The organism is Dyadobacter sp. CY347, assembly GCF_021502655.1.
In the GTDB taxonomy this organism is placed as follows: Bacteria; Bacteroidota; Bacteroidia; order Cytophagales; family Spirosomataceae; genus Dyadobacter.
Genome location: NZ_JAKFFT010000007.1, coordinates 525,197 through 551,828, shown reverse-complemented (window position 1 = coordinate 551,828; position 26,632 = coordinate 525,197). Strand labels below are relative to the sequence as shown.

General features: G+C 46.4%; 18 protein-coding genes. 10 read left to right on the top strand and 8 right to left on the bottom strand.

The window, feature by feature from the left end; genetic code table 11:
* Window position 1: 1 nt before the first annotated feature.
* From L0659_RS17925 to L0659_RS17905, 5 genes are all read right to left on the bottom strand, one after another.
* The gene (locus L0659_RS17925; protein WP_235127996.1) at window positions 2-1,162 is read right to left on the bottom strand and encodes a DNA-binding transcriptional regulator; all 1,161 of its coding nucleotides are present in this window, start codon (window positions 1,160-1,162) and stop codon (window positions 2-4) included.
* A gap of 9 nt (window positions 1,163-1,171) precedes the next feature.
* A complete protein-coding gene (locus tag L0659_RS17920; RefSeq protein ID WP_235127995.1) occupies window positions 1,172-2,419 on the bottom strand; it encodes an MFS transporter in 1,248 nt (415 codons plus the stop codon).
* 37 nt (window positions 2,420-2,456) lie between these two features.
* Complete coding sequence (locus L0659_RS17915; RefSeq protein ID WP_235127994.1) at window positions 2,457-5,063, bottom strand: family 20 glycosylhydrolase; 2,607 nt, start codon at window positions 5,061-5,063, stop codon at window positions 2,457-2,459.
* Window positions 5,064-5,208: 145 nt separating this feature from the next.
* Window positions 5,209-6,147: a nucleoside hydrolase gene (locus tag L0659_RS17910; protein ID WP_235127993.1), complete on the bottom strand. Its 939-nt coding sequence runs from the start codon at window positions 6,145-6,147 to the stop codon at window positions 5,209-5,211.
* A 129-nt stretch (window positions 6,148-6,276) separates the two neighbouring features.
* Complete coding sequence (locus L0659_RS17905; protein ID WP_235127992.1) at window positions 6,277-11,673, bottom strand: S8 family serine peptidase; 5,397 nt, start codon at window positions 11,671-11,673, stop codon at window positions 6,277-6,279.
* A 283-nt stretch (window positions 11,674-11,956) separates the two neighbouring features.
* Between L0659_RS17905 and L0659_RS17900 the strand changes: the two genes are divergently transcribed.
* Window positions 11,957-12,730 carry a shikimate dehydrogenase gene (locus tag L0659_RS17900; RefSeq protein ID WP_235127991.1) on the top strand — a complete coding sequence of 258 codons (774 nt, stop codon included), beginning with the start codon at window positions 11,957-11,959 and terminating at the stop codon, window positions 12,728-12,730.
* Here the strand turns inward: L0659_RS17900 and ribD are convergent.
* Entirely contained in the window at window positions 12,727-13,794 is a 1,068-nt protein-coding gene (gene ribD / locus L0659_RS17895) for a bifunctional diaminohydroxyphosphoribosylaminopyrimidine deaminase/5-amino-6-(5-phosphoribosylamino)uracil reductase RibD (RefSeq protein ID WP_235127990.1), read from the bottom strand. The genes L0659_RS17900 and ribD overlap by 4 nt on opposite strands.
* A gap of 92 nt (window positions 13,795-13,886) precedes the next feature.
* Here ribD and prmC point away from each other — a divergent pair, with 92 nt between their 5' ends.
* Both prmC and L0659_RS17885 read left to right on the top strand, forming a co-directional pair.
* Window positions 13,887-14,747 (top strand): peptide chain release factor N(5)-glutamine methyltransferase, encoded by an 861-nt coding sequence (gene prmC / locus L0659_RS17890; RefSeq protein WP_235128053.1) that lies wholly within the window; start codon window positions 13,887-13,889, stop codon window positions 14,745-14,747.
* A gap of 54 nt (window positions 14,748-14,801) precedes the next feature.
* Window positions 14,802-15,755: a MoxR family ATPase gene (locus tag L0659_RS17885; RefSeq protein WP_235127989.1), complete on the top strand. Its 954-nt coding sequence runs from the start codon at window positions 14,802-14,804 to the stop codon at window positions 15,753-15,755.
* Here L0659_RS17885 and yidD read toward each other — a convergent pair.
* On the bottom strand, window positions 15,752-15,961 hold the full coding sequence (yidD, locus tag L0659_RS17880) for a membrane protein insertion efficiency factor YidD (RefSeq protein ID WP_235127988.1): 210 nt from the start codon (window positions 15,959-15,961) through the stop codon (window positions 15,752-15,754). The genes L0659_RS17885 and yidD overlap by 4 nt on opposite strands.
* 50 nt (window positions 15,962-16,011) lie before the next feature.
* On the opposite strand from yidD, the gene lgt reads away from it, so the two are divergent.
* On the top strand, window positions 16,012-16,842 hold the full coding sequence (lgt, locus tag L0659_RS17875; protein WP_235127987.1) for a prolipoprotein diacylglyceryl transferase: 831 nt from the start codon (window positions 16,012-16,014) through the stop codon (window positions 16,840-16,842).
* 29 nt (window positions 16,843-16,871) lie between these two features.
* Window positions 16,872-17,504, top strand: a complete 633-nt coding sequence (locus L0659_RS17870) for a hypothetical protein (RefSeq protein ID WP_235127986.1) — start codon at window positions 16,872-16,874, stop codon at window positions 17,502-17,504.
* 54 nt (window positions 17,505-17,558) lie between these two features.
* Here L0659_RS17870 and L0659_RS17865 read toward each other — a convergent pair whose 3' ends face one another.
* A complete protein-coding gene (locus L0659_RS17865; protein WP_235127985.1) occupies window positions 17,559-18,101 on the bottom strand; it encodes an RNA polymerase sigma factor in 543 nt (180 codons plus the stop codon).
* A gap of 356 nt (window positions 18,102-18,457) precedes the next feature.
* On the opposite strand from L0659_RS17865, the gene L0659_RS17860 reads away from it, so the two are divergent.
* From L0659_RS17860 to uxuA, 5 genes are all read left to right on the top strand, one after another.
* Complete coding sequence (locus L0659_RS17860; protein WP_235127984.1) at window positions 18,458-20,383, top strand: PfkB family carbohydrate kinase; 1,926 nt, start codon at window positions 18,458-18,460, stop codon at window positions 20,381-20,383.
* Window positions 20,384-20,519: 136 nt separating this feature from the next.
* Window positions 20,520-21,689 carry an exo-alpha-sialidase gene (locus L0659_RS17855; RefSeq protein WP_235127983.1) on the top strand — a complete coding sequence of 390 codons (1,170 nt, stop codon included), beginning with the start codon at window positions 20,520-20,522 and terminating at the stop codon, window positions 21,687-21,689.
* 61 nt (window positions 21,690-21,750) lie between these two features.
* The gene (locus L0659_RS17850) at window positions 21,751-23,979 is read left to right on the top strand and encodes a hypothetical protein (protein ID WP_235127982.1); all 2,229 of its coding nucleotides are present in this window, start codon (window positions 21,751-21,753) and stop codon (window positions 23,977-23,979) included.
* A 49-nt stretch (window positions 23,980-24,028) separates the two neighbouring features.
* Complete coding sequence (locus L0659_RS17845; protein ID WP_235127981.1) at window positions 24,029-25,360, top strand: DUF3748 domain-containing protein; 1,332 nt, start codon at window positions 24,029-24,031, stop codon at window positions 25,358-25,360.
* Window positions 25,361-25,416: 56 nt separating this feature from the next.
* On the top strand, window positions 25,417-26,616 hold the full coding sequence (gene uxuA, locus L0659_RS17840) for a mannonate dehydratase (protein WP_235127980.1): 1,200 nt from the start codon (window positions 25,417-25,419) through the stop codon (window positions 26,614-26,616).
* Window positions 26,617-26,632: the final 16 nt, after the last annotated feature.

Below are 26,632 nucleotides of genomic sequence, written 5' to 3'. Positions count from 1 at the left end.
GTTATTTGCCCGCGACATATCTGTTTCTGTAAACACTTGGACTACAACCCTTAGCCTGCCTGAATTGGCGGGCTATATTTTTGCTGTCTGTAAGCCCCATATCCAGCGCAATTTCAAAAACCGACATGTCCGTATCGAGCAGTTTTTGGGTAAACTTTTCAATGCGGAGGTTAAAAATGTATTTGTAGATCGGGTAACCCGTGATTTCCAAAAAGCGCTTTTCCAATGCACGGCGAGATAACGGAACCTGCTTAACGACCTCATCCACATGCAGGTTTTTATCAATGTTCTGATGAATGTATTTTAATGAAGAAGCGATATGATCATCATTGGTGGCATAAATATCCGTGGAGTGCCGTGTAATGACCTGGACAGGTTTTACAATGATATCATAATAATGTGAAGTGCCGTGCTTGATCATATGATCGAGCAATTTTGCAGCATCGTAACCGCCTTTTTCTGCATCCAAGGCAATGCTGGACAGCGGCGGATCGGACAAATCGCAGATCATTTCGTCATTATCAACACCTAAAACGGCGACTTCCTCAGGAATGCGGATTCCCAGCTGCCGGCAAGCTTCGGTAATGTGCTGCCCCTGATTATCATCGCAAGTCATGAGGCCGATGGGTTTCGGCAGTGATTTCAGCCAGCGGCTCAACGAGCTGGGCTTATAATACCAAAGCTCCGTGGAACGCGCCTTTTTGTGCTCAAAATAGTGAACCTTGTGCCCGCGTTTCTTCAATCTTTCCTCAAATCCTTCGGCCCTTTCCCTGGACCACACAATGTCGTTAAATCCATAGAAAGCGAAATTGGTAAAACCTTTTTTGAGAAAATAATCCGCGCCCAGCTGCCCGGCTTCGTGATAGCCGCCCGTAATGTTGGGAATTTCAGCAAAACGCTCTTTAAAATCCTGCGCGATAACCGGAATCCCCGCCTGGACGATTTTTTCAATGTCCTTATTATAGAGCTGGCCCACAATGCCGTCTGCTTTCCATTCCAGCGCCCATTTCAAAATCCCGTCGATCCCAACCGTTTCCCGGTGAAAAAGCGGCATCCGGCAAAAGATCCAGGGCCCGAATTCCTTCGAATAAGTGTTGATCCCCTTCATCAGGCTCTTGCTGTATTCTTCGGCGAAGTCGAGGAGGAGGATAATTTTATACATCCGGAATGCTCAGAAGATGTCCTTAATGCTCGAAATTGTGTCATTATTGACCAGTGGCCTGGCCCAAATCCCAATGCTGAAAATGTAAGCCAGCGGCACAAAAAGGAATAACATCGCCATTTGTAAACCAAACAACTCCCCCAGCCCGCCTACGATCAACGGCACCACGGCCCCACCCGCAATCCCTGCGCACAAGATGCCCGAGAACGTTCCGTGATGCCTCGGAACAGAATTCAGCGCAAGTGAAAATATCACAGAATACATGACCGAGGCAAAAAAGCCAGTGATCGGAAATGCGTTCATAGCAACTGCTTTTGAACCAAATAATGCAAAAGCTAATGATAAAATCGCCCCGGAAGTGAAGAATACGAGCACTTTCCGGCTGTCAAATATTTTCAGTAAAATCAATCCCAGAAAACACCCGATCGTAAGCAATCCCCAGAAATAGGAAATTACCGTTGCGCCGTTGGTCGCCGGATCCACATTGTGATAGGTTTGTAAAAATTGTGAAATCCAGTTGGCTATGCCCTGCTCTGTTCCTACATATGCAAAAATGCCCAAAAAGAACAGCCAGACCGATTTGTTCGCAACCAGTTCTTTAAATGAATGTCCCACATCCATCCGTTCATCTTCCAGCAAATCCACTTTTGGGAATTTCACCAATGCAATCACAGCCACCATGACCAATGCTATCACAGCAAAAACCCAATACAGGGAAACCCATTTCAGGTTTTCAGGAACGAGTTTATTTAATGTATCAAACAAAAAACCAGATCTGCCTGAATGCACATTGAGCACCAGATAACTGTAAAGCATCGGGCTCAGAAATGACGCCCCGCCGAAGAAAAGCTGCGCTAATACCGAGAAAAAAGCGAATTTCTCCTCGCCGCCCGCAACCCGCAACAATGGGTTAATCACCACTTGCAGCATGGCCATGCCAATCCCGATCAGAAAAAGAGAGCCTAATGCAATCGCAAAGCTTGGAATGATCGCAAAAAGCAATGCGCCCAAAAATGCAAGAAAAAAAGCCAGCAATAACACTGGCTTTTCTCCATATTTCTCAACCATCAGGCCCGCTGGGATCGACATCACCCCATATGCCACAAAAAACGCAAAAGGCAGAAATCCTGCAAGTCCGATGCTCAGGCTGAAACTCTTGACAATATCCGGGATGATTGGTCCCAGGATATTGGTCAAAAACGAAATGACAAAGAATATCAGCAGGATCAGGATAACAATAAAAATATTCCTTTGCATGAGGGTTTGGGCTTACTATCGACTTCTTATGACTTGGTTACTGCGCTGCAACCACGCTCGTGCGGCTCGCTTTCCCAGCCATATCAAAGCTTTTCAGCTTGATCGTTCCGGCAGCTTTTATAGGCGTTTCATACACCGGAGACTTCGCAGTAGGCTCCGAACCGTCGGTTGTGTAGCGTATAGTAAGCCCGGGGAGCTCAACATTGGCTTTCAGCATACCGCCTTCAACCACAGCGCCAGGCATAGGAAGCCTGTAATTATAACCTCCGTTCATAAAGCTCATTCTTGGCATGTGCCGCTGCGCAATGCTGTTGGCGAAAATGTTCCAGCCTTCGTCGATCATCTTATTCCTGGCCGCATCGTCAGCAACATTCTCCCACTTGCGTTCCGCCGCCCAGGCGCTTTCTGCAAAACCCATCAATTTTGGCAAAATAGAATATTCCATCATATCCCGGCCTTTCACGGTTTCACACCAAAGCTGCGCTTCTATCCCGATGACATTCTTGCGCGCTTCCGGCTTCATCAGCTGCTTGCCTTTGAATTCCTCCTTCATAGGCTTGCCCAAAGCCGTTTCCTCCGTTGTGCGGAACATATTGAATGGTGCAAATGCCCAGTTGTCACGCGTATTTACAAATCCTCCCCAATATAAGCCGGGCTCTTTGGGGTCATTGTTATAGGACATATCAAAGTAAAAATTCGTCACATTGCAAAGCACAACCTGATATCCGGCGTTCGCAAGGCGGTTACCCAAATCCACATCATACACATTGTTCCAGACATAGGGAACCACAGGATGACCTACGAACTCGGGGTTAGCATTGTAAATGCCTGCATTGGTTTTGGTCAAAGCAACTTCCTCCCAGCCATGCACTTTGAGATTGCGCTTTTCCAATCTTGGCAGCAACTTTCTGAAAAAGTATGTTTGCAGGTCGCGGAACTCCTTAATTTCCGGATTTTCATTCTTCAATTTAATGGCCATAGGCGACTTCGTCCAGGCGCCTTCGGCAACCTCATCCCCACCCGTATGGAAAGTATCCATCGTCAAACCCGCCTCTTTATACATTTTGGCAAATTCATCCACCACTTTTTCGAAGAAATGATAAGTGGATTCACGCGCAACACTTACGGTGTTGTTCTTATAAGCCTGCGCAGAAAGATATACCGATTTGTCATCCGGATCAATTAGCCGGTATTCATTCGCTTCTTTTTCCTTTCCTTCCTTCATCAAACGGTCATAGCGCGCTTCCATCGACTTGATCGCCGCCAGCGCATGACCCGGGAAATTCACTTCCGGGATCACCTTAATGTGCCTGTCGCTGGCATATTTTAGTATTTCAATAAAATCGGCGCGGGTGTAATAGCCGCTTCCATATTTATCCTTATCATTCGCCAACGGCCCTGATCCGTAACTTGGATGCAAAGCAGAAACGCCGATTCCTGAGGTGTGTGCACGGTGCGCACCTACTTCCGTCAGCTCTGGTAACCCGTCGATTTCAACGCGCCAGCCTTCGTCCTCAGTTGTATAAAACAAAAAGTGATTCACTTTATAAGAAGCAAGCAAATCCAGAACGCGCTTCACCGATTCTTTTGTCTGAAAATTCCTGCCCACGTCCAGATGCATGCTCCTGAAATGAAAACGCGGTGCATCCTCAACCTGCACATGCCCTAACAAGACAGATGCGGCCGGTTTTTGATAAGATTCAGTTGGTACAAGCTGTAAAAGACTTTGGATTCCGTAAAAAACACCCGCCGCGTCGCTGCCCGTAATGTTCACGCCGCTGGCATTAACACCTAGCTTATACGCTTCTTTCGCAATGCCATTTACAGATACAGTTCCTGTGTTCAAAACAATAGACGGAGCCTCAGCTGTGGTCGTAGTAGGCAATCCCTCGCGGATCGGGAAATCTGTTCCGGTTACTGCTTTTAGTTTTTCAATTAAATATTTTGCTTCCTTTTCAAGACCTTTCTGATAAAACACATTGGCTTTGTTATCCAATGTAAATGTCTCATTACCAGCACTCATTTTCACAGGGCTTGGGATTATTTTCAAAAGTTGCTCAGCGCCAAGTTTCGTAAACTTCAAATTGTCCTTAAAACGCTGCTCAGCCGTTGGAAGCGGTACGAGATCGTCCTTTCCTCTCATGATCTGCTCCTTAGCAACAAATGGTTCAAGAGTAAAATCATCAACCTGCACGATCTCCTTCTCTTTGCCTTCTTTGTCATAAAAAACAAAATACAAGCCCATGGGCGCATCCGTTTCTTTAATGACGCCTTCTGTTCCGGTATAATTCACAACAATAGAGTCGCCGGGAGCAAGTTTGAAATCCTTTGCAGGCACCATTTTGTACCAGTCCCCGTTCAAATGCTCAACAATAGCCGGTTGCGGTGTTTTATTACTTTGGATCGGCCGTGGCGACATGTTGAAAAACAATGCCCAGTTGCTGCCGTCTAATGAGAAGTCGCTTCCGTTTCTGAGGGTGAATTTGGCGTCAAAGCTGTGGGCTGGCTCTATAAAATTGGAAATGAGTTTCCAGGAAACACCGATCTTCTGTGCCTGCTCTTTGGTAACATCACCGCTGCGCGAACAGGCGGCCAGAACAAGAAAACAAAGTGCGAAAAGCTGATAAAGGAATATTCTCTTCATTGGGTCAGAAATACAAAGATTTTTTGAGTTTAACGGTGGTTATGCCGGCGGAATGAATTACAGCATTAATATTACTGATAACTTGGGAAAATATACTAGTATTTCTTTCAGCAATTGCCGCAACGATCAAGGCCAGCGAACGGATCTATTTTTTGCCTTCCCACATCATTAATCCTTCGATCAATGCAGTTAGCTGGGGCGTTGGCATACCGGGAGTGAGATAAGCATGTGGGCCCATAGGATCGTCGTGCCAGGTGTTGTTCCCGTCCGTGATAACGATTTTTCCACGTTTTAATCCAAAATAAGGCTGCACGCCGCGTATACCAACGAGCACCGCAGTCTGGTCCCAGCTTTGGCGACCATTGGCATCTTCCTTGCTTTTAGACATGGCCATTTGATAAGCATCCTTAACCGGGCTTTTTAACTTTTCATTGGCAATCACATTTACACCCGTCCGGATCTCCTGCCCGATTTCAAAACCGCTGAAAATGATCTCAGTAGGCCATTCTGTAAAAACCTTTTGAGAAGCCAGCGAGTCTGCATATACATTGTATTCACGTCCCGCCGGGAATTTGCCCGCCATACTGACCAGGCCGCTTACTTTTTTCTTCACCAGGTTCAATCCTGATAATGGAGAATGTTCATCCGCCTGCGAATCAAGTAGATTGGCAAGATTTGTTAAGAAACCAATAGTTACGATTGTGACGCTCTGGTCCGGTTGCTTGGCCAATATTTTGCGGTAAACCGTTACCGCATCTTCTGCGTCTGCTGTGCTTTTTATTTTGTGCGGATATTTCTCAACCAGCATTTCCGGCCACTTTTGAGTAGCGCCAAAGGACGGGGCTCCTGCTCCTTTCGGTGCTCCTGTGGGCAGTTCCGGTCGTCCGAAAAAAGTATTTATAATGTCGATAGTCGGCACCACGTATTCATTTTTATTCGAAGCGATCACAGCCAGAGGCCTTACTTCTCCCTTGTCGGCCAATGCGTGCATAACGGCCATTGCGCCTACATCATCGTAGTCCGGGCCAATGTCTGTATCCAGAATTAATGTTTTAGGGACCCGGCTTCCTGTTTGCGAATACACGTGGGAACAAGTTAAAAGACAAAGTATCAGGACTATTTTATACATGGCAATCATTAAAGAAACACTTTTGGCACTATTGCTGATTCGCTGCATGAGCGTCATACTGCAAATTGCGCAAATTTAACCGCTTTAATGCTTCAAAACATGAAAGACCCGCTTTTCCTTTCCACTCACCACCTCCAATAAATAAGTCCCAGACACATATTCCGCGCCGGTAAGGTCCATTTTATGTTTTTGTACAAAACCTGTCGCAGCCGATTTAGAGCTTTGATACATGCGACCACCGTTGTCATATACATTCACAGTGACTTCCGCCCCCGTATTCGCCTGATAAGTCACATAAAACATGCCCGTTGACGGATTTGGATAAACTTGCCAGGAAGGTTTTTCGTCAAAAAACACAGGCTTAACTGACGAATATTGATAGCTGTTATCGGTGTCAATCATTTTCAACCGGTAGTATAGCACACCAGTCCGGGCCGAACGCTTATCTGTAAATGCATAATCCCGGGTCACATTTAATCCGCCGCAGGACGCTATCTCACCTAATTTCACGAATTGATTTTGTCTGTATGCATCATTCCCTGCTGCAACCTCAATATCGAAACGGTCAAAGTCTTCCTCGGAAGTGGTCTGCCATTCCAGCAAAACGGATTGCCCGCCATCCGCATCTTTCTTCCTGGCCGAAAAGCTGATCAGTGAAACAGGTAATGCCTCACTTGAACCGATAAAGTTTTTGGCCAGCCAGAATTCGGAGAAAGTTTTGACCTTCAACTCTGCATAATAACCTTTGTCATAAGGGATTTTTTTCACACTCGCCGACGGGTAAAAGGACCATCCGTTACCCAAACTGTTATCAATGTTACCATCCTCTTTGGACCGGTCTGCATTTCTATACTTTGAAACACCGAGCTCATAAGCATTAGCAGGCTTGTCACAGGTGTTACAACCATTCGCATTTACCAATGCCAGCGTCTCACTTTCCAGGAAATAAAGCCGCACAACGGCCGAATCAGCCAGATTAGCATTCTGTGGTTTGATTGTAAAATTTTTGTCCAGATAATAATGGCTATTCGCCTCCCTGACACCCGAAGCGTTCACATAAGCCTGCACATCTGTATTCCCCAAATTTTGTCCATTGGCATTGACCGACGCAACCAGCTTGTTGTTTCTCACAAAATGCACCCAATTATCAGACGCGGGAACACTTTGCGTAATGGGTGAACCTGTGCTTAATTCGTCATAAATGCCATTAGCCTGGTCATAAATGTGAATGTCGTCCAAAGCAATTCCTTCGCGGTTATTAAAATTATCAGCACTGAAAACAAAGCGGATTTTCAAATTGGCGAAGCCTGTGGGCAACGGAATGGTAGCCACGTGCCATCTTACAAAATCCTGAATGCTCCAAGATCCTTTGCCTGAATATGTTTTGTTATACCAGTTCGTGCCCTGCCCCTGAGTCCCCAGCCTCGTCCATGCCCCGCCATCACCGGAATATTCCAGGTAAGCAATGTCGCAGGGAACCGGATCGCAAACCTCCATATCGAGCGCGACGCTGAAACTCAGCGTAGGCGCATTCAATCCGGTAACATTAAAACATGGCGACTGCAAGTAGGACTCCTCCCGGTCATTGTTCGTGCCTGCGAGGTTGGTTTTCCAGATATTCTCCCCGCTTGGAGCAGTGTTTATTTGGGTAGAAACCGGCTTTCCGTGCTGCCAGGAGCTGTTTGTTCCTTTGGTATACCAATAGCCATCATTGCTTTCAAAATTTTCGAGATATGGATAAGAAGTGATAACGGGCGCATGATGGATTTTTACCGTCAATGTATCATTTAACCGGTAACTATCAGAGTCCAGACCAGCCCAAACCTTGATGACATGCCAGCCATGAGCCGATAAATCCAATTTATCGTTGAATGTATAGTTAATGGTGGTCCGTTTTGCCAGCGAAGCAATGGTGTCCGTGATAACCGAACCATCATTCAATTGCAGATAAACCGGAATGTTGGTAATGGTCCTTGCCGAGCTGTTGCGAATCTGCGCAATGACCGTTTCAGCATTCCCCAGCCCGCAATTTTCAGCTGTCGGCTGCGTCACGGCCAGTGTTTGAATGTCGTCTGTAACCACATAGAGCATGATGTCGTCAAATGAATAACCCGCTCCCGTCTTGTTATCAGCAGCAATGATCTTGCCCCACTGGCCCCAGCGGACCTGAAAACTGGATGAGAAATTTTTGTTGTTCAGCGCCAGCAGTTTGCTCAGCTCGATACCCTGCGGCATCTTATATCCTTCCTGAGGTATATTTTGATTTGCAAACAGGTCGTAAGCCTCAATCCAGGGATCGCTGTCCTTTCCCCGGATCCAGACGCGGTTGTTCGCATTGGACTTTTGTCCGTGGTTTTTGTATTTAAAATTTAATCTTACATCAACATCTTCTACATCAAAAGCGGAAAGATTGAATGTTCCGTCCAGATAACTAATGTTTCCTGCCGAAAAATAACGGTTCGCATCCAGCGTCAACGCCCTTTGCCCTGAGGCCGCCATGCCGGTGTTCAGAAACGTCCTGAGGCGTCCGGCCGTCGTTGACGAACTGAAATCATATCTTCCATCACCCGTAAGTCCGGTCTGATTTTTCACCCAGGTCTGGACAGGCAGGTTTTCAATGTCATCCAGAAAAGGCAAAGCGATCTGATCATTTGGCAGCTGCCTGAAATCTTTGGTAAGCGTATCATTGGCCGAAACCATATCGGACTCGCTGTGGATAAAAACCTGCAAATTATAATCACGCACCTGGCTCATATCAGCGCCGATGCTGAATGTATGATCATAGGTTTGTCCTTTCTCAATAAAAGGAGAGATCGTTTGCGCCGGAATTGCTTGTCCATCCAGCATGTATCCCACATCCACAGGGCCGTTGAAATCGACATCGTCCAAGTTTTTAATCCTGATTTTTACAAAAATCGCGTTACTCAGCTCCGAAGATGTATTTTTCCTCCCCGAGCCAACCGGCGTCAGGATGGATTCTATTTTCAGATCATGATCGGAAATCGTACCGGAACAAGTCCCGCTGTCGGGCCTTCTCGAAATGGCAAGGCCCCTTCTGCCCGGATGACCGTTGATACGCGCACGGACAGACATGGAATAAGTGGAATCTTTCAACATTCCGCTCAGCACATACTTATTTTGCGTGGTTGTGCCCACAGGCACCATTTCATCTCCTTTCAAAATCATTACTTCATAATCCGTAGCGCCCAGGACCACCGTCCAGTCGAGGGAAATGTAACCCTCACATTGCAGGCTTGACAAAGTCAAAGCCGGGATCCCGACAATGGTAAAAGCTTCGCTGCTGCTCTCGCCGATAATGCTGTTATTCTTTCTGTGAACAATCTTGATTTTGGCCTGGTCCGTCGTTATTCCAGCCGGAATGGTCCAGGTTGTCTGCCGCACGGCAGTAGTCAGGTTTACGGCAATGTTCGCCCATGAACTTCCATTATTCGTCGAATATTGCACGGTATAAGTGCTTTGCGCATCCGCCGGGGCATTCCAGCTGATGATCATGCCGTCCCCGTCTTTCAATCGCTCATTGCCAAGCGGGTAAGTAATGGCAGTGGCAGCAGGCACGAAATCATAAACCACAAAATATTCCTGCGTAGGGTTTTGCGGCACTGCGTAGCCAGTGACCGATATAGTGTAGGTACCCGCAGACGGATTATTGATCGTAACCTGTTCCACATTGTTGACGTGGTCGGCGCCGGTTGCTGCCGTAACATTCACTTTCGAAGGCGTAGGATCGAGCAGCCTGGGGAGCGTTGGATTGTTGGACGGGTTAATTACTTTCAGATCCAGGTCATTGACGAGGTTTTGCGTAGAAAGCACCGCTGCTGCCGGATCATTATAATAAAGCATTACTTTCAGCTGTGCCGTTCCTGCCGGAACCTGAATGTTATGCGTGGAAGTTTGCTCATGCCCGACAGCACCGCTCACATAATTTTTGTCTTCCAGCATTTTCAGCGAACGCGAGAGATCCATCCAGCCGAAGCCATATTTGTAATCGGGGCCTTCATTTCCTTTATCCGTTGCTCCATTGCAGATCAGCGCTTTCATCAATGCATTTTGAGGATTTGCACCGCCGTTCACTTGGCGAAAGCGCTCGTATAGTAATGCCAAACCGCCCGCAACCGCCGGGCTGGACATACTCGTTCCGCTGCCATTGGTATAAAGGTTCGTAGGAATCGTCGACCGCACCGACGAGCCCAATGCCACGATCTCTGGCTTAATACGTCCATCACGCACCGGCCCGACACTGGAATTGCTGGCGACCAGACCCGCATCAGTCGTATTTCCGACGCTGATCACATTTTTGGCAGTCTGATAACCACTGATCACATTGCCGAAACCCGTGGGATAAGGAGAACAAGTGCCTCCACCACTGTTACCGGCCGAAAAAACGTGTTCAAGATTGGGTAATAGGAATGCCTGCTCGTCCAGGATGCGGGAATACAGATCGTAGATGCCGTAAGTGTCGCAATTGTTTATTTCACCACCATAGGAATTATTGGTCACAACCATTCCGAAATCATTCACATACTCGGGTGAATAGACAATAATATTGGAAAAACTTTGCGAAACGACGGTGGCTTTGGGCGCATAACCCGCATAAAGCTCGTTCATAATGCCCGCCCCAGCCAATGTTCCCATGGTATGCATGCCATGCTGCCCGGCTTCAATCGCCGCCCGGTTGATGATGCGATTATTGAAATCAATGTGCAGCAGCGGATTAGCATCATCACCATGACCCACAACAACGCCCTTGCCTGTCAGCTTACGACCATTGGGTAAGGTAGAATGCAGCAGGCCGGCGCGCCCGTTTACAAGGCTCCGGTTATTAAATGCTTTGTCCTCGGAAGGAGCAGCTTGGACATACTGAACAAATGGCTGCCCTGCCAGCTCCTTGATGCGGTTATCCGGAATTCGTAATGCAACAACCTGATAATCTTTATATTGATCCGAAATAATCTCAAAATTCTTCGCCTTCAACTGGCTGCTGATCTCTTTGTAAGTAAAAGACCGGGGAAAATTGATCCAGACATCCACCGTGCCCGGCAATTTCACTGCATGAACCGGAAGCTGCCCTTTGGCAAGTCCCGGCTGCATTTTTTGTTCAGGGGTCAATTCAAAAATGGCCCTTCCGTGTATTCGGGCAAGCGAACTTTTATCCGAATTACCGGCAATGGTTGCCGTATAGGCATTGTTTGGTATATAATCCAGCAACTCAATGCCCTCCTGTTTCAACTGGTTCCGCTCCGCAGCGCTCGGGATCGATGCAAACTGGATCACAACGAAACTCCGTGAGCCTTCGGCCGCAGTTCTGAGATTGGCACCCTGCTTGCTGGCGCTGATATTTTTTTCGGGTGTAAATGACCCGCTTTTTAAAAGGACTTTAAAGTCCTTGCCGTTTTGTGCGGTAACTGAGAGGGAGGTTAGTACTAAAAACGATAGTGTGTGGTAAAGTTTCTTCCATTCCATAACATTTTGATAATAAGTACGACAGGTAATTCTAGTGTAATTTTGTACGATTTACAAATTAATTCTATCAATGTTTAACTAGTTACCAATGACATGAGGCAACTAGTTGATATTTAGTCCCCTAACTCCTTCAAACCAGGGAATTTGAGGGGTTGATTTTGCCTTGACAGTGAGGTCTTGTTTCATCGGTCACATTAATTTTTGTAATTGCCTGCCCACCGGGTTAACTTCGCAGTTTATTTCCCACGTTATTTTTGCGTTGCTACCGACGCGCACAGACAATATGAACCTATACGGCCTCATCGGATTTCCCCTGACACATTCTTTTTCCAAGCGGTATTTCACCGACAAGTTTCTCCGCGAGAAAATCAGGGAAAGCAGCTACGAACTGTTTGAAATGAACTCACTGGAAGGACTGCCGGCATTGTTGAAGAAGAAGACGGATCTGAAAGGTTTGAATGTTACTATTCCTTATAAAACAGAAGTGATCTCGTATCTGGATGATCTGGACGATGCTTCTGCGGAGCGCATTGGGGCGGTCAACACCATTAAAATATATGCTGACGGCAGCACAAAAGGCTTCAATACAGACTATTACGGCTTCCGTCAATCCTTAGAAGAATGGATGGATAAGCGCGGCGAAAAATGCAGCAATTTCAGCGCATTGGTTTTGGGAAATGGCGGCGCGGCGAAAGCTGTTCAGGTTGCTTTGCAGGATATGCATATGGATTACAAGCTGGTTTCGCGCCAAAAAAGCGATGACTCCATAATGTATGAAGAATTGACCGAGGAAGTCATGAATACATTTTTACTTATTATTAATACAACGCCGCTGGGCATGTATCCAAAAATTGAAGAGTGCCCGAACATTCCGTATCAGTTTGTTACCAAAAAGCATTATCTGTACGATCTGGTATATAATCCTGCCGAAACAATGTTCCTGAAAAAAGGCGTTGAAAAGGGAGCAGCTGTCCAGAATGGCTTAAAAATGCTTGAATTACAAGCAGAAAAAGCCTGGGAGATCTGGACGCAGGAAGAGAATTTGTGGAGCGTTTAAACGCGGGAATAGTAAGTCCAGAGATCTTTCCCGACTTTTTCAGAAGACTTCAAAATACCCGTTGCAATGGGCGCTTTTACGCCACTACCAATGACTGCCGGGCCCTGGCAGCGGCGGATTTCGTCCCAAAACCCGGTTTGCAAAAACGCATTGATCACCGCTGCGCCGCCTTCCACAAATACGGACTGGATTTTTCGGGCTAACAGGCTTGTGAGCATTTGCCCGATTTCGTCTGCGCCTGGGTTTACTTTTAAATAACTAACATCCAAACCGGACGAATAACGCTCAGGCGAATCCGGCAAGCTGCTATCCTGCAAATAATTAACAATAATTGTCGGCTGCATTTTGCTGAACACATTCAATGTCTGCGGAAGTTGTAAATGTCTGTCCAGAACTACCCGCACGGGATCGCGGCCTTCCCAGTTTCGGACATTCAGCCTTGGATTATCCATTAATGCAGTTTTATAACCAACCAGAATGGCGTCTTCCTCAGTCCGCCATTGATGCACCCGCATGTTGGAAAGCATTCCACTGATCCGCATGGCGCCACCTGTTTCCGGCCCAAGAAATCCATCCGCTGTTTCGGCCCATTTGAGGATCACATACGGCCTTTTTTGCTCCATAGCAGTAGAAAACCGCTTATTAAGGGCTAAACCTTCCGGAGCAAGCAAGCCGATCTCAACCTCAATCCCGGCGTCCTGCATGCGCGAAATGCCTCTTCCCGACACCAATGGGTTTGGATCATGATTACAAATGATCACTTTTTTAACTTTCTTCCGAATGATCAGATTCGCGCAGGGAGGCGTTTTGCCCGTGTGCGAGCAAGGTTCTAACGTTACATATGCAGTAGATTCGGGAAGCAAATGTGCATTTCCCTTCAATTCAGCATCATTAACAGCCCAAACTTCTGCATGCGGATCGCCGTACTGCCGGTGCCAGCCTTCGCCGACAATGTTACCTTCATGAACTATCACACACCCCACCATCGGGTTCGGACTCACATTTCCCCGACCGTTGCCGGCAAGCTGCAAAGCCCGTCTCATCCATTGAATATCTGCGTCCATTCGGCAAAAATACAAACCTCCTTTTAAACTCAACTTTCGTGAGTTCCTATTATTTGCTAACTTTCCGACATTGGAATAAAAAACACCAGAAAATGACTTCGGCACGTCAGTTATATCAATATATATTAAAAGGCATTACAGTTTATCCCGAAAAAGAGGCGCAGGCAATCGCTTTTATGTTGCTTGAACATTATATGCGGCTTCGCAATATCGATGTACTTGTGGACAGACCGGTTCCCGAAAACACGGCACAGCCGGATTGGGACACGATTATCAGGCGGTTGAATGACAACGAACCCGTTCAGCATATCATCGGCTCGACCGAATTCTGCGGCCTGGAATTCCGCGTTTCATCGTCTGTTCTGATCCCGCGACCAGAAACGGAAGAGCTGGTAAGAATGGTCACCCGCGATTATGCCGAACCGGACAAAAACATTTCCATTCTGGACATTGGAACGGGCAGCGGCTGTATCGCCATTGTGCTCGCACGCTTCCTGCCTCATGTTTCCGTGCACGCCTGGGATGTTTCGGACGAAGCGCTCGAAGTTGCCCGTGAAAATGCGCGTCAGCTTATCGCGGACGTAACATTTGCCAAACAGGACATGCTGAATGTAACTTTCCCGCTCCCCGGTAACATTATCCAGTTTGACTGCCTCGTGAGTAACCCGCCCTATGTAACTTACTCAGAACAAGAGCATATGCGTCCGAATGTCCTACGTTTTGAACCGCACGAAGCATTATTCGTAGAAGACAGCGACCCGTTGCTATTCTACAAAGCCATCGCAGATTTTGGCATACACCATTTAAAACCCGAAGGAAAGTGCTACGTAGAAATCAACGAGCATTTCGGAACCGGAACGAAGCAGGTTTTTGAGGAAAGAAATTATAAGAACGTCGAGATCCTAAGGGATATTCATGGAAAGGATCGCTTCGTAAGGGCAATCTGGAAGTAACATCCGACTTTCCCCAGGTCCAAGAAAACCGCCAAAACATAAGACCAATCTTCAATGTATATAGAGAAAATAAAGGATGTGCTGAATGAGATGGGCAAGGTGGTTGTGGGGCAGGATAAACTGCTCAACAGACTGCTCATAGGCCTTTTTACAGGAGGCCATATCCTGCTCGAAGGTGTTCCTGGCTTAGCCAAAACACTGACGATCAATGTCATGGCAAAAGTGCTGCACCTTGAATTTAAAAGAATCCAGTTTACACCCGACCTGCTGCCTGCCGATTTGATCGGAACAATGATCTATAAGCCGAAAATCGGTGATTATGAAGTTAAAAAGGGACCTATTTTCTCAAATATCATCCTTGCCGATGAGGTGAACCGCTCCCCGGCCAAGGTGCAGTCGGCTTTGCTGGAAGCGATGCAGGAAAAACAGGTGACGATTGGGGATGAAACTTACTTGCTCGACAGGCCATTTGTGGTGCTGGCAACGCAGAACCCGGTGGAGCAGGAAGGAACATATCCGCTTCCCGAAGCGCAGATCGACCGCTTTATGATGAAAGTCTACGTCGATTATCTTGAAAAAGACAAAGAACTGGAAGTCATGCGCCGCATGTCGGACATTAACTATGATTACCAGATCAAACCGATCCTGAACAAAGAAGATATTTTCGCGATCCGCAACAATGTCAATAAAGTTAATATTTCGGAAACGCTTGAAAAGTACATTATCGAGCTGGTCTTCGCGACACGCCGCCCGCTGGATTACGGGCTCCGTGATGAGGCTCGATACATTCAGTTTGGCGTTTCTCCGCGTGCAACCATTTACCTGAACCGGGCCGCAAAAGCGCTTGCGTATCTCGAAGGGCGCGATTATGTGCTGCCGGAAGACATTAAGGAACTCGCGCCGGACATTATGAACCACCGGATTTTACTCAACTACGAAGCAGAAGCAGACGGCGTAAGAACAATGGCGATCATTGATTCCATTCTTCGGAAAGTCGCGATCGGTTAAGGGACCGGATCATGCCCATGACCGCCCCACGGATGACATCTTGAAAACCGTTTCAGGCCGAGCCAGGTGCCTTTTATAACCCCATGCTTACTGATTGCCTCGATCATATACTGTGAACAGGTAGGCGTATAACGACAAGAATTTGGCAGGTAAGGAGACAGCACGCCCTGGTAAATCCGAACCAGCCCGATGAGTAAAAATTTCATTTCGCTTCTTGTGTCAAAGTAGTATATTTGGCAATTAACATCATAAAAGCATGATTTCGTATATAATATGGAATGTCAGTCCTGAAATTTTCACTATTCCGCAAATTGGTGATTTTGGACCGTTCCCTGTCCGCTGGTATGGCCTCCTCTTCGCCGCCGGTTTCCTGGTTGGACAACAAGTAATGATCCATGTTTTCAAAAAAGAAGGAAAACCACTGGAAGACATCGACTCACTCACATTATATATGGTGCTGTCCACGGTGATAGGAGCGCGTCTCGGGCACTTTTTATTTTATGAGCCCGAAGTCCTGTTTAAAAATCCCCTTGAAGTAATCCTGCCGCCCTATGCTGGTCTGGCAAGTCATGGAGCCATTATCGGGATCATTACCGGACTTTTGCTTTATTCACGTTCCCGAAGAGGAACAGGACAAACGTTCCTTTGGGTTGCCGACAGAATGGTCATCGTGATTGCATTGGCTGGTGCATTTATCCGTTTTGGTAATTTAATGAACTCTGAAATTGTAGGTAAGCCTACGGATCTGCCATGGAGCTTTGTTTTTGTTCAAAACACAGAATTCCGCCAGATTCCCCGTCATGCGGCCCAGCTTTATGAGTCTATTTCGTGTTTTATACTCTTCTTCATCCTGTTGCGGATTTGGAACAAATATAAGGCGGCCACGCCCCGTGGTTTAATGGTTGGTATTTTCTTCGTCTGGGTCTTCACTTTGCGTTTCATGTATGAGTTCCTGAAAGAAAACCAGGAAGCATTCGAAGCCAATTATGTATTGAATATGGGTCAGATCCTGAGTATACCAGCCGTGTTACTTGGTTTATATTTTATTTACCAGTCCAGAAAATCCACGCATCAACTGGCCGGATAACTTAATATTGAATCTATAAACCCGTCGAGATGAAAACATCATTTATGCTGTCGTTGGTGCTTGCGTCTGCAATGCTTTTAAGCAGCTGTGGAGGGAAGCAGGAAGAGAAGGAAGGGACCGAGCAGGAAGGCACTGAGCAGGAGGCTGATAAATCCGCTGTTGATGCATTGCAGGCATTTGCCGACAAGGCAAAAGAAATGGGAAGCCGCGAAGCCGTTGACCCGATCGATTTCCGGAAACTGAAAGAATTAATGCCAGAAAAAATTGCTGGCATGTCGCGCACGGAAGCTACGGGTGAAAAATCAGGTGCGATGGGTTTCACCGTTTCTACGGCCCAGGCCAAATACAAAGGTGATGGGGACGAAAGTCTGGACATTGAAATTGTAGATACAGGAGGCATTGCCGGTGTTTCAACCATGGCGCTGGCAGGCTGGTCGATGGCTGAAATTGATAAGGAAACAACCACCGGCTACGAAAAAACGGCAACGATTGACGGTCACAAAGCTTTTGAAAAATACGACAATGAAAGTAAATCCGGCGAGCTCAATGTGCTCGTAGCCGACCGCTTCGTCGTGAATGTGCAAGGCAACCAAGTCACGATGGATCAACTCAAAGGGGCATTAAAAGATCTGGATCTCGCCAAACTAGGCGATTTAAAATAGAAAAAGCAGAAGCGTAATTGCTTCTGCTTTTTTATGATGACGGATTAGAAAACTTCAAAACGCTGTTGCAAAGTCCACCTTTTCCCTCAGGATCTGCTTCGCCTTAACCAATTGGTTTTTCACTGTATTTTTAGAGATCCTCAAAAATTCCGCAATCTCCTGATAGGATTTTCCTTCTTCAATGTTCAGCTTTAAAATCTGCTTTCTTTTTACAGACAGCGAATCCACAGCTGCTACCACCAGGCTGATCCTTCTTTCGCCTTCCTCCTTTTCATCTTCATCGGCCATTCTGATGGCTTCCATGTAATTTTTCCGAAGCAGCTCGCTCTTTTCAACTTTCTTGAAATGGTCGAACGCCATATTCCGCAGGCAGGTGAACAGGTAGGAATTGAAATTATACTCGGGCTTAATATGCTCTCTTTTCACCCAGATTTTAATAAAAACATCCTGAACCATGTTTTCCGCCTCTTCTTCATCTTTCAACAAAGACGTGGTAAACCGCAAAGCAGGAGCTTTATAATAATTGTAAAGTTCAGCAAAAGCCTGTTCGTCGCCTTGCGTTACTTTTTTCAGGATATTCTCGTCAGGGTAGGCCACGGTTGTAGAGGTTTATCGAATGATATACAGGGCGTTTATATTGAGCGGCTTATTGGTAATTCTTTTGATAAATCTACGCTTAGATTTTGAATTGCGAATCGCAAAATGCGTAAAAATATCTTCATTTTGCGCAATCTGTTTTTATTAATATTTAGGTAAACAAAGCTCCATGATCCATTATATATACTCATTATCAACTATTTCTAAGGAAAATTTACTATCCAAAGCGAATTTCTGAAATCACCGCCCGAAGCAGCAGTTAACAATTTTATAACATTTGAACAAAATGGCGGGAGCGCAGATAGCCTGTCATTTGTGATAAGCAGTATTATATCTCAAAAGCCGAACCGTTATCTATGGATCAAAGCCACATTCAACATATCATTGAAAAAATATCCTCAGTCAAAATCGCTGTCTATGGCGATTTCTGCCTTGATTCCTACTGGATCATGGATGAACGCGGATCGGAAATATCCATTGAAACGGGCTTAGAAGCCCAGGCAGTTGCCAGGCATTACTATACGCCGGGTGGCGCGGCCAATGTTGTGGCCAATTTATCTGCATTGAATCCCGCCGGAATCCGGGTGATCGGGACCATCGGCGATGATATGCAGGGAAGGGAATTGCGGTCGCAACTGGAAAATCTGGGAGCAGATACAACGGCGCTTTTCATTCAAAAAGAGCATTTCAATACATATAGTTACCTCAAAAGGCTGGTTGACGGAAAAGAAGAACCGCGGATCGATTTTGGCGTATATAATGAACGCAGCACTGATACGGATCAGAAACTGCTCGCAGCAATCGAACAGGCTTTACAGGAATCGGACGCATTGATTTTCAACCAGCAGGTTACTGGAAGCATTAATAATGAGCACTTTATAGATCAGGCTAATGCGCTTTTTGAAAAATACAGCGATAAGATCATCATGCTCGATTCCAGGCATTTTAATGATCGTTTTGAAAATACATTTCTCAAATGCAACGACCGGGAAATAGCGTCATTGAATGGTGAACTTGTAAATCCGGGTGATAATGTTCCGTTGACGGACGTCAAAAAATATGGCCGCGCAGTTTACGAAAAATACAAAAAGCCGGTATTTGTGACTTGCGGCGAACGCGGAATAATCGCATTTGATGAAACGGGCGCCCTGGAAGTTCACGGATTGCAGCTAAAAAATAAGCTGGACACGGTTGGCGCGGGCGATACGGCTATTAGCGCCATTACGCTTTGCCTTGCAGCAGGTTTTTCTCCGGTTGAGGCAGCCGGGTTTGGCAACTTCGCAGCAGCCGTAACGGTCCAGAAATTGTACACAACCGGCACCGCCAATGCGCAGGAAATTCTCACAGTAAGCCAGGATCCTGACTTCATTTATCAGGCCGATCTGGCTGAAAACGGACGCAGCGCTGTTTTTTTACAGGATACGGAGTTTGAACTATGCGAACCAGGTGTCCTGGAAAAGCTTGGTAAAATCCGCTACGCCGTTTTCGATCACGATGGCACGATCAGTTCGCTGCGGCAGGGCTGGGAGGAAATTATGGAGCCGGTCATGATGAAGGCCATTCTGGGCGACCATTACGATACGGTTGACGCGAATGCTTTTCATAAGGTTTTAGGGCAGGTAAAAGAATTCATTCACAAAACAACCGGCATTCAGACCATTTACCAAATGGAAGGTCTGGTCAATCTCGTGCGCGAGTTCGGTTATGTGCCTGCGCATGAGATTTTGGACAAATTCCAGTACAAAGCCTTATATAATGATGGCCTAATGGAAATGGTCAACAGGCGGATGAAGAAATTGGCTTCCGGAGAACTCGGCCAGGAAGATTACACCATGAAAGGTGCCGTTGCCTTCCTGCACGAGTTAAAAGAAAGAGGTGTAATGATGTATCTGGCCAGCGGAACGGACTCCGAAGACGTAAAACATGAAGCTGAAATGCTGGGTTACGCGCATCTTTTCGACGGCGGAATTTACGGCGCATTGAAAGATTACACGAAGTTTTCTAAAAAAATGATCATTGAAAAAATCATCAGGGACAACAACCTGAACGGAAATGAACTGGCTGTTTTTGGCGACGGCCCTGATGAAATCCGTGAAGGCAGGCGCGCCGGTGGCATTGCCGTGGGCATTACAAGCAATGAAGTCCAGCGTTTCGGTCACAATCCGGCCAAACGTCCGCGCCTCGTTAAAGCCGGTGCACATTTGCTCATCCCTGATTTTTCCCAATACAAAAAACTCATCACCCTCCTCTTTCAGGAAAACGTTAAACACGCGGACGCATGAGCTGCCACGCTGAAAGAACATTTAAAAACTGCGTTTTGCTGCTCTCCTTCATACCGGCCGTCTCCTGTAAAAAGGAGCAGCCTGAGCAACTGCATTACTGAATGGGCCGTTACAGGAACGTGATCAACTAATTAGCATGAAAATATTCTTACCACTTTTATTCCTGCTACTGTCTATACTTGACGCGTTGGCGCAAGACATTACAGTTAAACAGGAAATACTGATTTTTCCACAACAAGAACAGCACGTTCATGGCAGCAGCATTGTGAGTTTACCGAACGGGGATTTCCTGGTGGCCTGGTTCCAGGGAAGCGGCGAGCGCACGGCGGATGATGTGCGGATTATGGGTGCAAGATTGAAAAAGGGTGCAAAAAATTGGAGCGAACCGTTCCTGATGGCCGATACGCCACACATTCCGGATTGCAACCCGGTTTTATTTGTCAATGCGCAGGGAAAGCTGTTTCTGGTTTGGATTGCCGTGCAGGCGAATCTTTGGGAACAATCCATTTTAAGGACTAAGACGACAACGGATTACAATGGGGACGGTGCACCAAACTGGACTTGGCAGGATAATATTTTGCTTAAACCTGGCGATCAATTTGCTTCGGAAATTGAGAAAAAATTTAAAGATCTGCCTGCAAATCACTCCGGATGGGCCGGGTACGCACCTCGTTATGACGAAATGATCAAAGAAGCTTCGAAAGATCCTGTGAAACGCAGCATTGGCTGGATGACCAGGATCAAACCATTGATTATGGAGAACGGAAGAATCGTCCTTCCGCTTTATTCAGATGGCTATAATCTGTCAATAACGGCCATTTCAGACGATCATGGTGCAACATGGAGGGCGGGACTTCCCATAGTTGGACGGGGGCCCATTCAGCCAGCGCTGGGCATGAAAAAAAATGGAAACATCTTCGCCTTTATGCGCGACAGTGGTGACGCACCCAACCGAGTACATTACAGCGAGTCGTCAGACAAAGGTGAAACATGGGCTGCCACAAAGAAAACAGATATCCCAAACACTGCCAGCGTAGAAGTGCTGGTTTTGAAAGATGGTAAATGGGTTTTCTTGGGCAATGATATCGAAGGTGGCCGCTATCAGTTAAGCCTGCGCCTATCGGCTGACGAGGGAAAAACGTGGAAAAGAACATTGATCCAAAACGACAGCTCAAAAAAAGGGAGTTACTCCTACCCTTCGCTCATCCAGACTGCCGACGGCTTATTGCACATGACCTATTCCTACCATCCCGAAAAAGATAAAAAATCAATCAAATATGTAGTTGTAGACCCGAAGCTTTTGTAATAGAAAGCCCAAATGGGATGCCAACATCAACAAAAAGACAATTCTAAACCTATTATTATTAATGCTTAAAACAACCCACCTCCATTTTAGCCTGGTTATTATCATTCTGGCCACACTGTCTGTCGGCAAGAATTTCGCGCAGACCGTCCATCAGGATAAGCCATTCAGACAGGATTACAGCATTAAATTCTACGCCAATGAGAGCATGAGTTTTCAGCAGGTCATTGCAGACCGGAATGAGAATGTGCAGATCCTCGGAAAAGACGGCTTGCTGCATCCTGAAAATGGACAGTTTTTATATCCCGGAAGCATTCGGGCCGATAATTCTTACCGTTTTATGAAGGATAAGAAGATTGTAGCGATCGGTTCATATCAAAACCAAAATGTTTATCTCACGGAATCTTTGGTACTCAGCAATGCCTGGGCGGGAACGCTCCTTTCGAAACATACATTACCCAAAGCCCGCATTTTTTCTGGCGGCAAAAACTTCGAATTTCTGATATCTGACGGTAAGTCGTTACAATTGGTCCAGGATTCAAAAATCATCTGGAGCGGTAATGTGCAGGATGATGAGGTGTTAGACATTGTTTTTCAAAGTGCAGGAAATCAGTTCTGGATTTTAGGAAGCAAATCGCTCTATAATCTCTCAGTTGGCAATAATGTTTTGAGCAAAGTATTTTCAGGAAACAACTTCACAGCTTTTGACCTGACGAATAAAGAAAAGAACATTGTAATCGGGACCGGCGACGGATATCTAGTTTTTGATACTATTTCAAAAAAACAAACCAGAGCGCTTCGTAACAAGCTTCCTGTCAATAAAATAACGGCCGTTAAAGAGGTCAATAACCGCATTTGGTTTGGGTCTGATGAGGGGGCGTTTGTACTTCGGGCCGATGATAAATTCGATTATTATAATGGTGAGCGCTGGCTGCCGGGCAACAAGGTCATTGACATTGCGGAAGGACCAAAAGGTTCTGTTCTGTTATTGACAAACAAAGGGTTAGGTCAAATCAATTTTAAGTCCATGTCGCTTGAAGAAAAAGCTTTGGTGTTTGAAAAACAAGTGAGACAGCGGCATATCAGAAATGGTTTTAATGCATCATTGGTTGACCTGGACCATGGAAATATTGCAACCGGCTTCATGGAAGATTCTGATAATGACGGGCTTTGGACTTCCATGTATCTGGGCGGGGAGATTTTCCGATATGCCGTGACAAAAGATCCCGAAGCATTGCAAAATTGCCGCGAATCGTTGGACGCGATGGAAAGATTGTACTCGGTAACAGGCATTCCCGGCTTTCCGGCGAGATCATTTGAAAGATCAGGGCACATTAAGGAACTGAGTGACAGTGAGCGTTGGCAGCATTCAGCTGAAAAAGAATGGGATTGGAAATCGACCACGAGCAGCGATGAGGTGATCGGGCATGTTTTCGCGTTTGGCGCCATGGCCGAGCTCGTTGACGATCCGTCTATGAAAAAACGGGCAATCGCGCTGATCGACACACTGATGTCCCACATTGTTAAAAATGACCTTTACCTGATCGATTTCGACGGAAAACCAACCATGTGGGGCAAATGGAACCCCGAATATGTAAACGCCTTCCCCATCAATGTGGGCGACCGCAAGCTGAATTCATCCAACATTGTTGCGATGCTGCAAACTGCGTATCATTTTACCAAAAAAGAAAAATATAAGAAGAAGGCATTTGAGTTGATGAACAAGCATGGCTATTTCGAAAACATGATGCGTCCGATGAAAGTGATTGGCAAAGCGCCGGAAGACGCCGACGAGCATAGCAAGCACATGTCAGACGGCTGGAACCATTCCGATGATGAAATGTATTTTGTGGGTTACTGGGGCCTTTATCGCTATGCATTCAATGATACGCTCAAAGCCAGATACAAGCAGCAGATCCTGGACCACTGGGAAGCCGAACGACCTGAAAAAGAAGGCGCCTGGAACATTTTTACAGCATTAACCGGTGTAAAAGATTTTGATTTGAAAGAAGCTGTCTGGTATTTGCAGGAACACCCGCTCGACCTGATCGATTGGAACATTAAAAACAGTCACCGAAAGGACATTGAACTGATCGCCCCAAACTTCCGCAAACAGACAACCAAGGAAGTGCTTCCACCGGATGAAAGGCCGGTTCAGCGTCATAATGCCAATATGTTCAGCCTCGACAGAGACGGACGAAACGGCGATGCGGAGTATAGTGCGGGTGATATCTGGCTGCTTCCTTACTGGATGGGACGTTATCTCGGCATAATCAGCGGACCACAAAAGTAGCTTCATGCAATTTCAACGTTATTTTTCAATCACAATCATGCTATTACCCATGCTGTCTTGCCAAACAGAATCCTATCCGCAAGAAAAACAGGTCACCCACGATTACGATTATCATCATGACCTGGACAACAACGACAATTTTTCTCCCGACGGAAAATGGCTGGTTTACGACACGCGGACAGACAGTGGCGGCATTGCAGAATCAGCAAAGATTGAGAAAGTAAACATTGAAACAGGCGAGAAAAAGGTTCTTTTTGAAATAAAAAACAATGCAATATGGGGGCCGGGCGCCGGTGCGGTAAGTTATAGCCCGGTGGAGCATTCAGTGGTTTTTATTCATGGATTGGCCAATAGCACCAAAGAAAATCCCTATCAGCAATGGCGGAGGACGGGCGTGATCATTGCAGATGCGAATCCCAATGTTCCTGTTTATATGGATGCCAGGGATGTAACTTTTCCCTATACGCCCGGCGCATTACGCGGCGGCACGCACCGGCACGAATGGAGCGGCGACGGAAAATGGATCGGTTTTACTTATAATGACGCCATTCTCAAAGCTTTAGAAGATTCAACAGGTCAAAAACATAACCTGCGCACCATTGGTGTTTCTACGAAAATACGGCCCGTTCCTGTGGACAAAAACGAAGAGAATGTTTCAGGCGAATGGTTCAGCGCATTGGTTGTACGTGTTGTTCCTGATCCCGAACCTGGAAGCGATGAAATTAGTCATGCAGCGGGTGACAGCTGGGTGGGGACAAATGGCTATTTGCTTAAAAACGGCGGAAGGCAACTGGCAAGAGCCTTTATTGGTGTTGTAAAAAATAAAAATGGCAAAGACGTCAACGAAGTGTTTATCGTTGACATCCCCGAAGACATTACGCAACCGGGCGAGCCAGGGCCTTTGGAAGGAACAAAAGAAGGTTTCCCAATGCCGCCAAAAGGTGCAAGCCAGAGAAGACTGACATTCACAGCAGAAACCAAATATCCGGGATGCACCGGCATAGTGCGGTCGTCACCCGATGGAGGTTCACTGGCCTATCTTTCAAAAGATGAAAAAGGCATTGAGCAAATATTCCTGAGTTCTCCGTTTGGAGGCAATCCGCGCCAGCTGACATCGCACGATTCAAATGTTTCAGGGAATGTAAGATGGCGTCCGGATGGAAAATCTTTGAGCTACATACACGAGGGAAGCATCACGCTTTGCAAAATTCACGATGCGCCTTTTGAAGAAAGAATAACAAAACTTACACAGCCTACTAATCCCGCACCTTCCAATTTGGTGTGGTCTCCTGATGGTAAGCTATTAGCATTTAATCGTTTGATACAAAAAGACGGCAAGGCAGCTTCTCAGCAAATTTTTGTCATTGAAGTGAAGATGTAGGGGGAAGCGCAAGCAATTGCGTCTGCATATTTATAACTTAATATGCAAATTATCCTATGATTCATACCATGCGCTGGTTCGGGCCTAATGATCCCGTCTCATTGATGGACATACGCCAGGCCGGATGCGCCGGAGTTGTCAGCGCGCTGCATCAGATCCCGGTTGGCGATGTGTGGTCCACTGAGGCAATCGAAGAAAGAAAGGCATTAATTGAAGCTGGTAATCAACAGTTTACTAAGCTGCAATGGTTAGTAGTTGAAAGTCTTCCTGTTCACGAGCATATCAAGAAAGGCCTCCCTACCCGCGAGCTTTACATTGAAAACTATAAGCAATCCTTAAAAAACCTGGCAGCTTGCGGGATTAAAACCGTTTGCTACAACTTCATGCCCGTGCTGGATTGGTCTCGCACCCAGCTGGATTACACCATGCCGGAAGGCCATAAAACGCTTCGCTTCGTTTGGGAGGATTTTGCAATATTTGACCTTTATATTCTTCGGCGTCCTAACGCAGCTGCTGACTATGAACCTGAAATTCAGCAATCCGCGTCAGAAAAATTTGACCGGATGTCTCCCGATGAGATTTCCTATCTGACAAACACCGTATTACTGGGCTTACCAGGCTCGGAGGAAGCATTTAATCTAATCAATTTTCAGAGCTTATTGAATGCTTATGCCCGCATTGACGACAGGCAGCTGCGTGAAAACCTGTATTATTTTGTAAAAGAAGTTGCGCCTGTCGCGCAGGAATTGGGCACTAATCTCTGCATTCATCCGGATGATCCGCCGAGGTCCTTGCTGGGTTTACCAAGAGTTGTCAGCACAGAAGCAGATTTTGAAGAATTGATGCAAGCCAGCAATGTGCGGGCAAATGGAATTACTTTCTGTACGGGCTCCCTGGGCGTAAGAGCTGACAATGATCTGGTTAACATCATCGAACGATTCGGCGACCGCATTCATTTCGTGCATTTAAGGACAACAAAGCGCGAAGATGGAACAAGAAATTTCCACGAAGCCCCGCACCTTCATGGCGATGTGGATATGTATGCCGTTGTAAAGGCATTACTAGCCGAGGAACAAAAACGAATGGAAGCTGGCTATCAGGACCATGCATTGCCTATGCGTCCCGATCACGGTTTCCAGATGCTCGATGACCTGCATAAAAAAACATATCCGGGTTACTCAGCAATCGGGCGATTGAAGGCATTAGCAGAACTCCGCGGGCTTGAAATAGGCATTAAGCGTTCACTTATTATCTAATAACAACATTATCCTC

Excerpts from the sequence above, each read along its gene's own strand:
- L0659_RS17915 (WP_235127994.1), bottom strand. The coding sequence starts at position 5,063 with ATGAAGAGAATATTCCTTTATCAGCTTTTCGCACTTTGTTTTCTTGTT.
- L0659_RS17900 (WP_235127991.1), top strand. The coding sequence starts at position 11,957 with ATGAACCTATACGGCCTCATCGGATTTCCCCTGACACATTCTTTTTCC.
- uxuA (WP_235127980.1), top strand. The coding sequence starts at position 25,417 with ATGATTCATACCATGCGCTGGTTCGGGCCTAATGATCCCGTCTCATTG.
- L0659_RS17845 (WP_235127981.1), top strand. The coding sequence starts at position 24,029 with ATGCTGTCTTGCCAAACAGAATCCTATCCGCAAGAAAAACAGGTCACC.
- L0659_RS17925 (WP_235127996.1), bottom strand. The coding sequence starts at position 1,162 with ATGTATAAAATTATCCTCCTCCTCGACTTCGCCGAAGAATACAGCAAG.
- L0659_RS17920 (WP_235127995.1), bottom strand. The coding sequence starts at position 2,419 with ATGCAAAGGAATATTTTTATTGTTATCCTGATCCTGCTGATATTCTTT.
- L0659_RS17885 (WP_235127989.1), top strand. The coding sequence starts at position 14,802 with ATGTATATAGAGAAAATAAAGGATGTGCTGAATGAGATGGGCAAGGTG.
- L0659_RS17860 (WP_235127984.1), top strand. The coding sequence starts at position 18,458 with ATGGATCAAAGCCACATTCAACATATCATTGAAAAAATATCCTCAGTC.
- yidD (WP_235127988.1), bottom strand. The coding sequence starts at position 15,961 with ATGAAATTTTTACTCATCGGGCTGGTTCGGATTTACCAGGGCGTGCTG.
- ribD (WP_235127990.1), bottom strand. The coding sequence starts at position 13,794 with ATGGACGCAGATATTCAATGGATGAGACGGGCTTTGCAGCTTGCCGGC.
- L0659_RS17855 (WP_235127983.1), top strand. The coding sequence starts at position 20,520 with ATGAAAATATTCTTACCACTTTTATTCCTGCTACTGTCTATACTTGAC.
- L0659_RS17870 (WP_235127986.1), top strand. The coding sequence starts at position 16,872 with ATGAAAACATCATTTATGCTGTCGTTGGTGCTTGCGTCTGCAATGCTT.
- L0659_RS17850 (WP_235127982.1), top strand. The coding sequence starts at position 21,751 with ATGCTTAAAACAACCCACCTCCATTTTAGCCTGGTTATTATCATTCTG.
- lgt (WP_235127987.1), top strand. The coding sequence starts at position 16,012 with ATGATTTCGTATATAATATGGAATGTCAGTCCTGAAATTTTCACTATT.
- L0659_RS17905 (WP_235127992.1), bottom strand. The coding sequence starts at position 11,673 with ATGGAATGGAAGAAACTTTACCACACACTATCGTTTTTAGTACTAACC.
- prmC (WP_235128053.1), top strand. The coding sequence starts at position 13,887 with ATGACTTCGGCACGTCAGTTATATCAATATATATTAAAAGGCATTACA.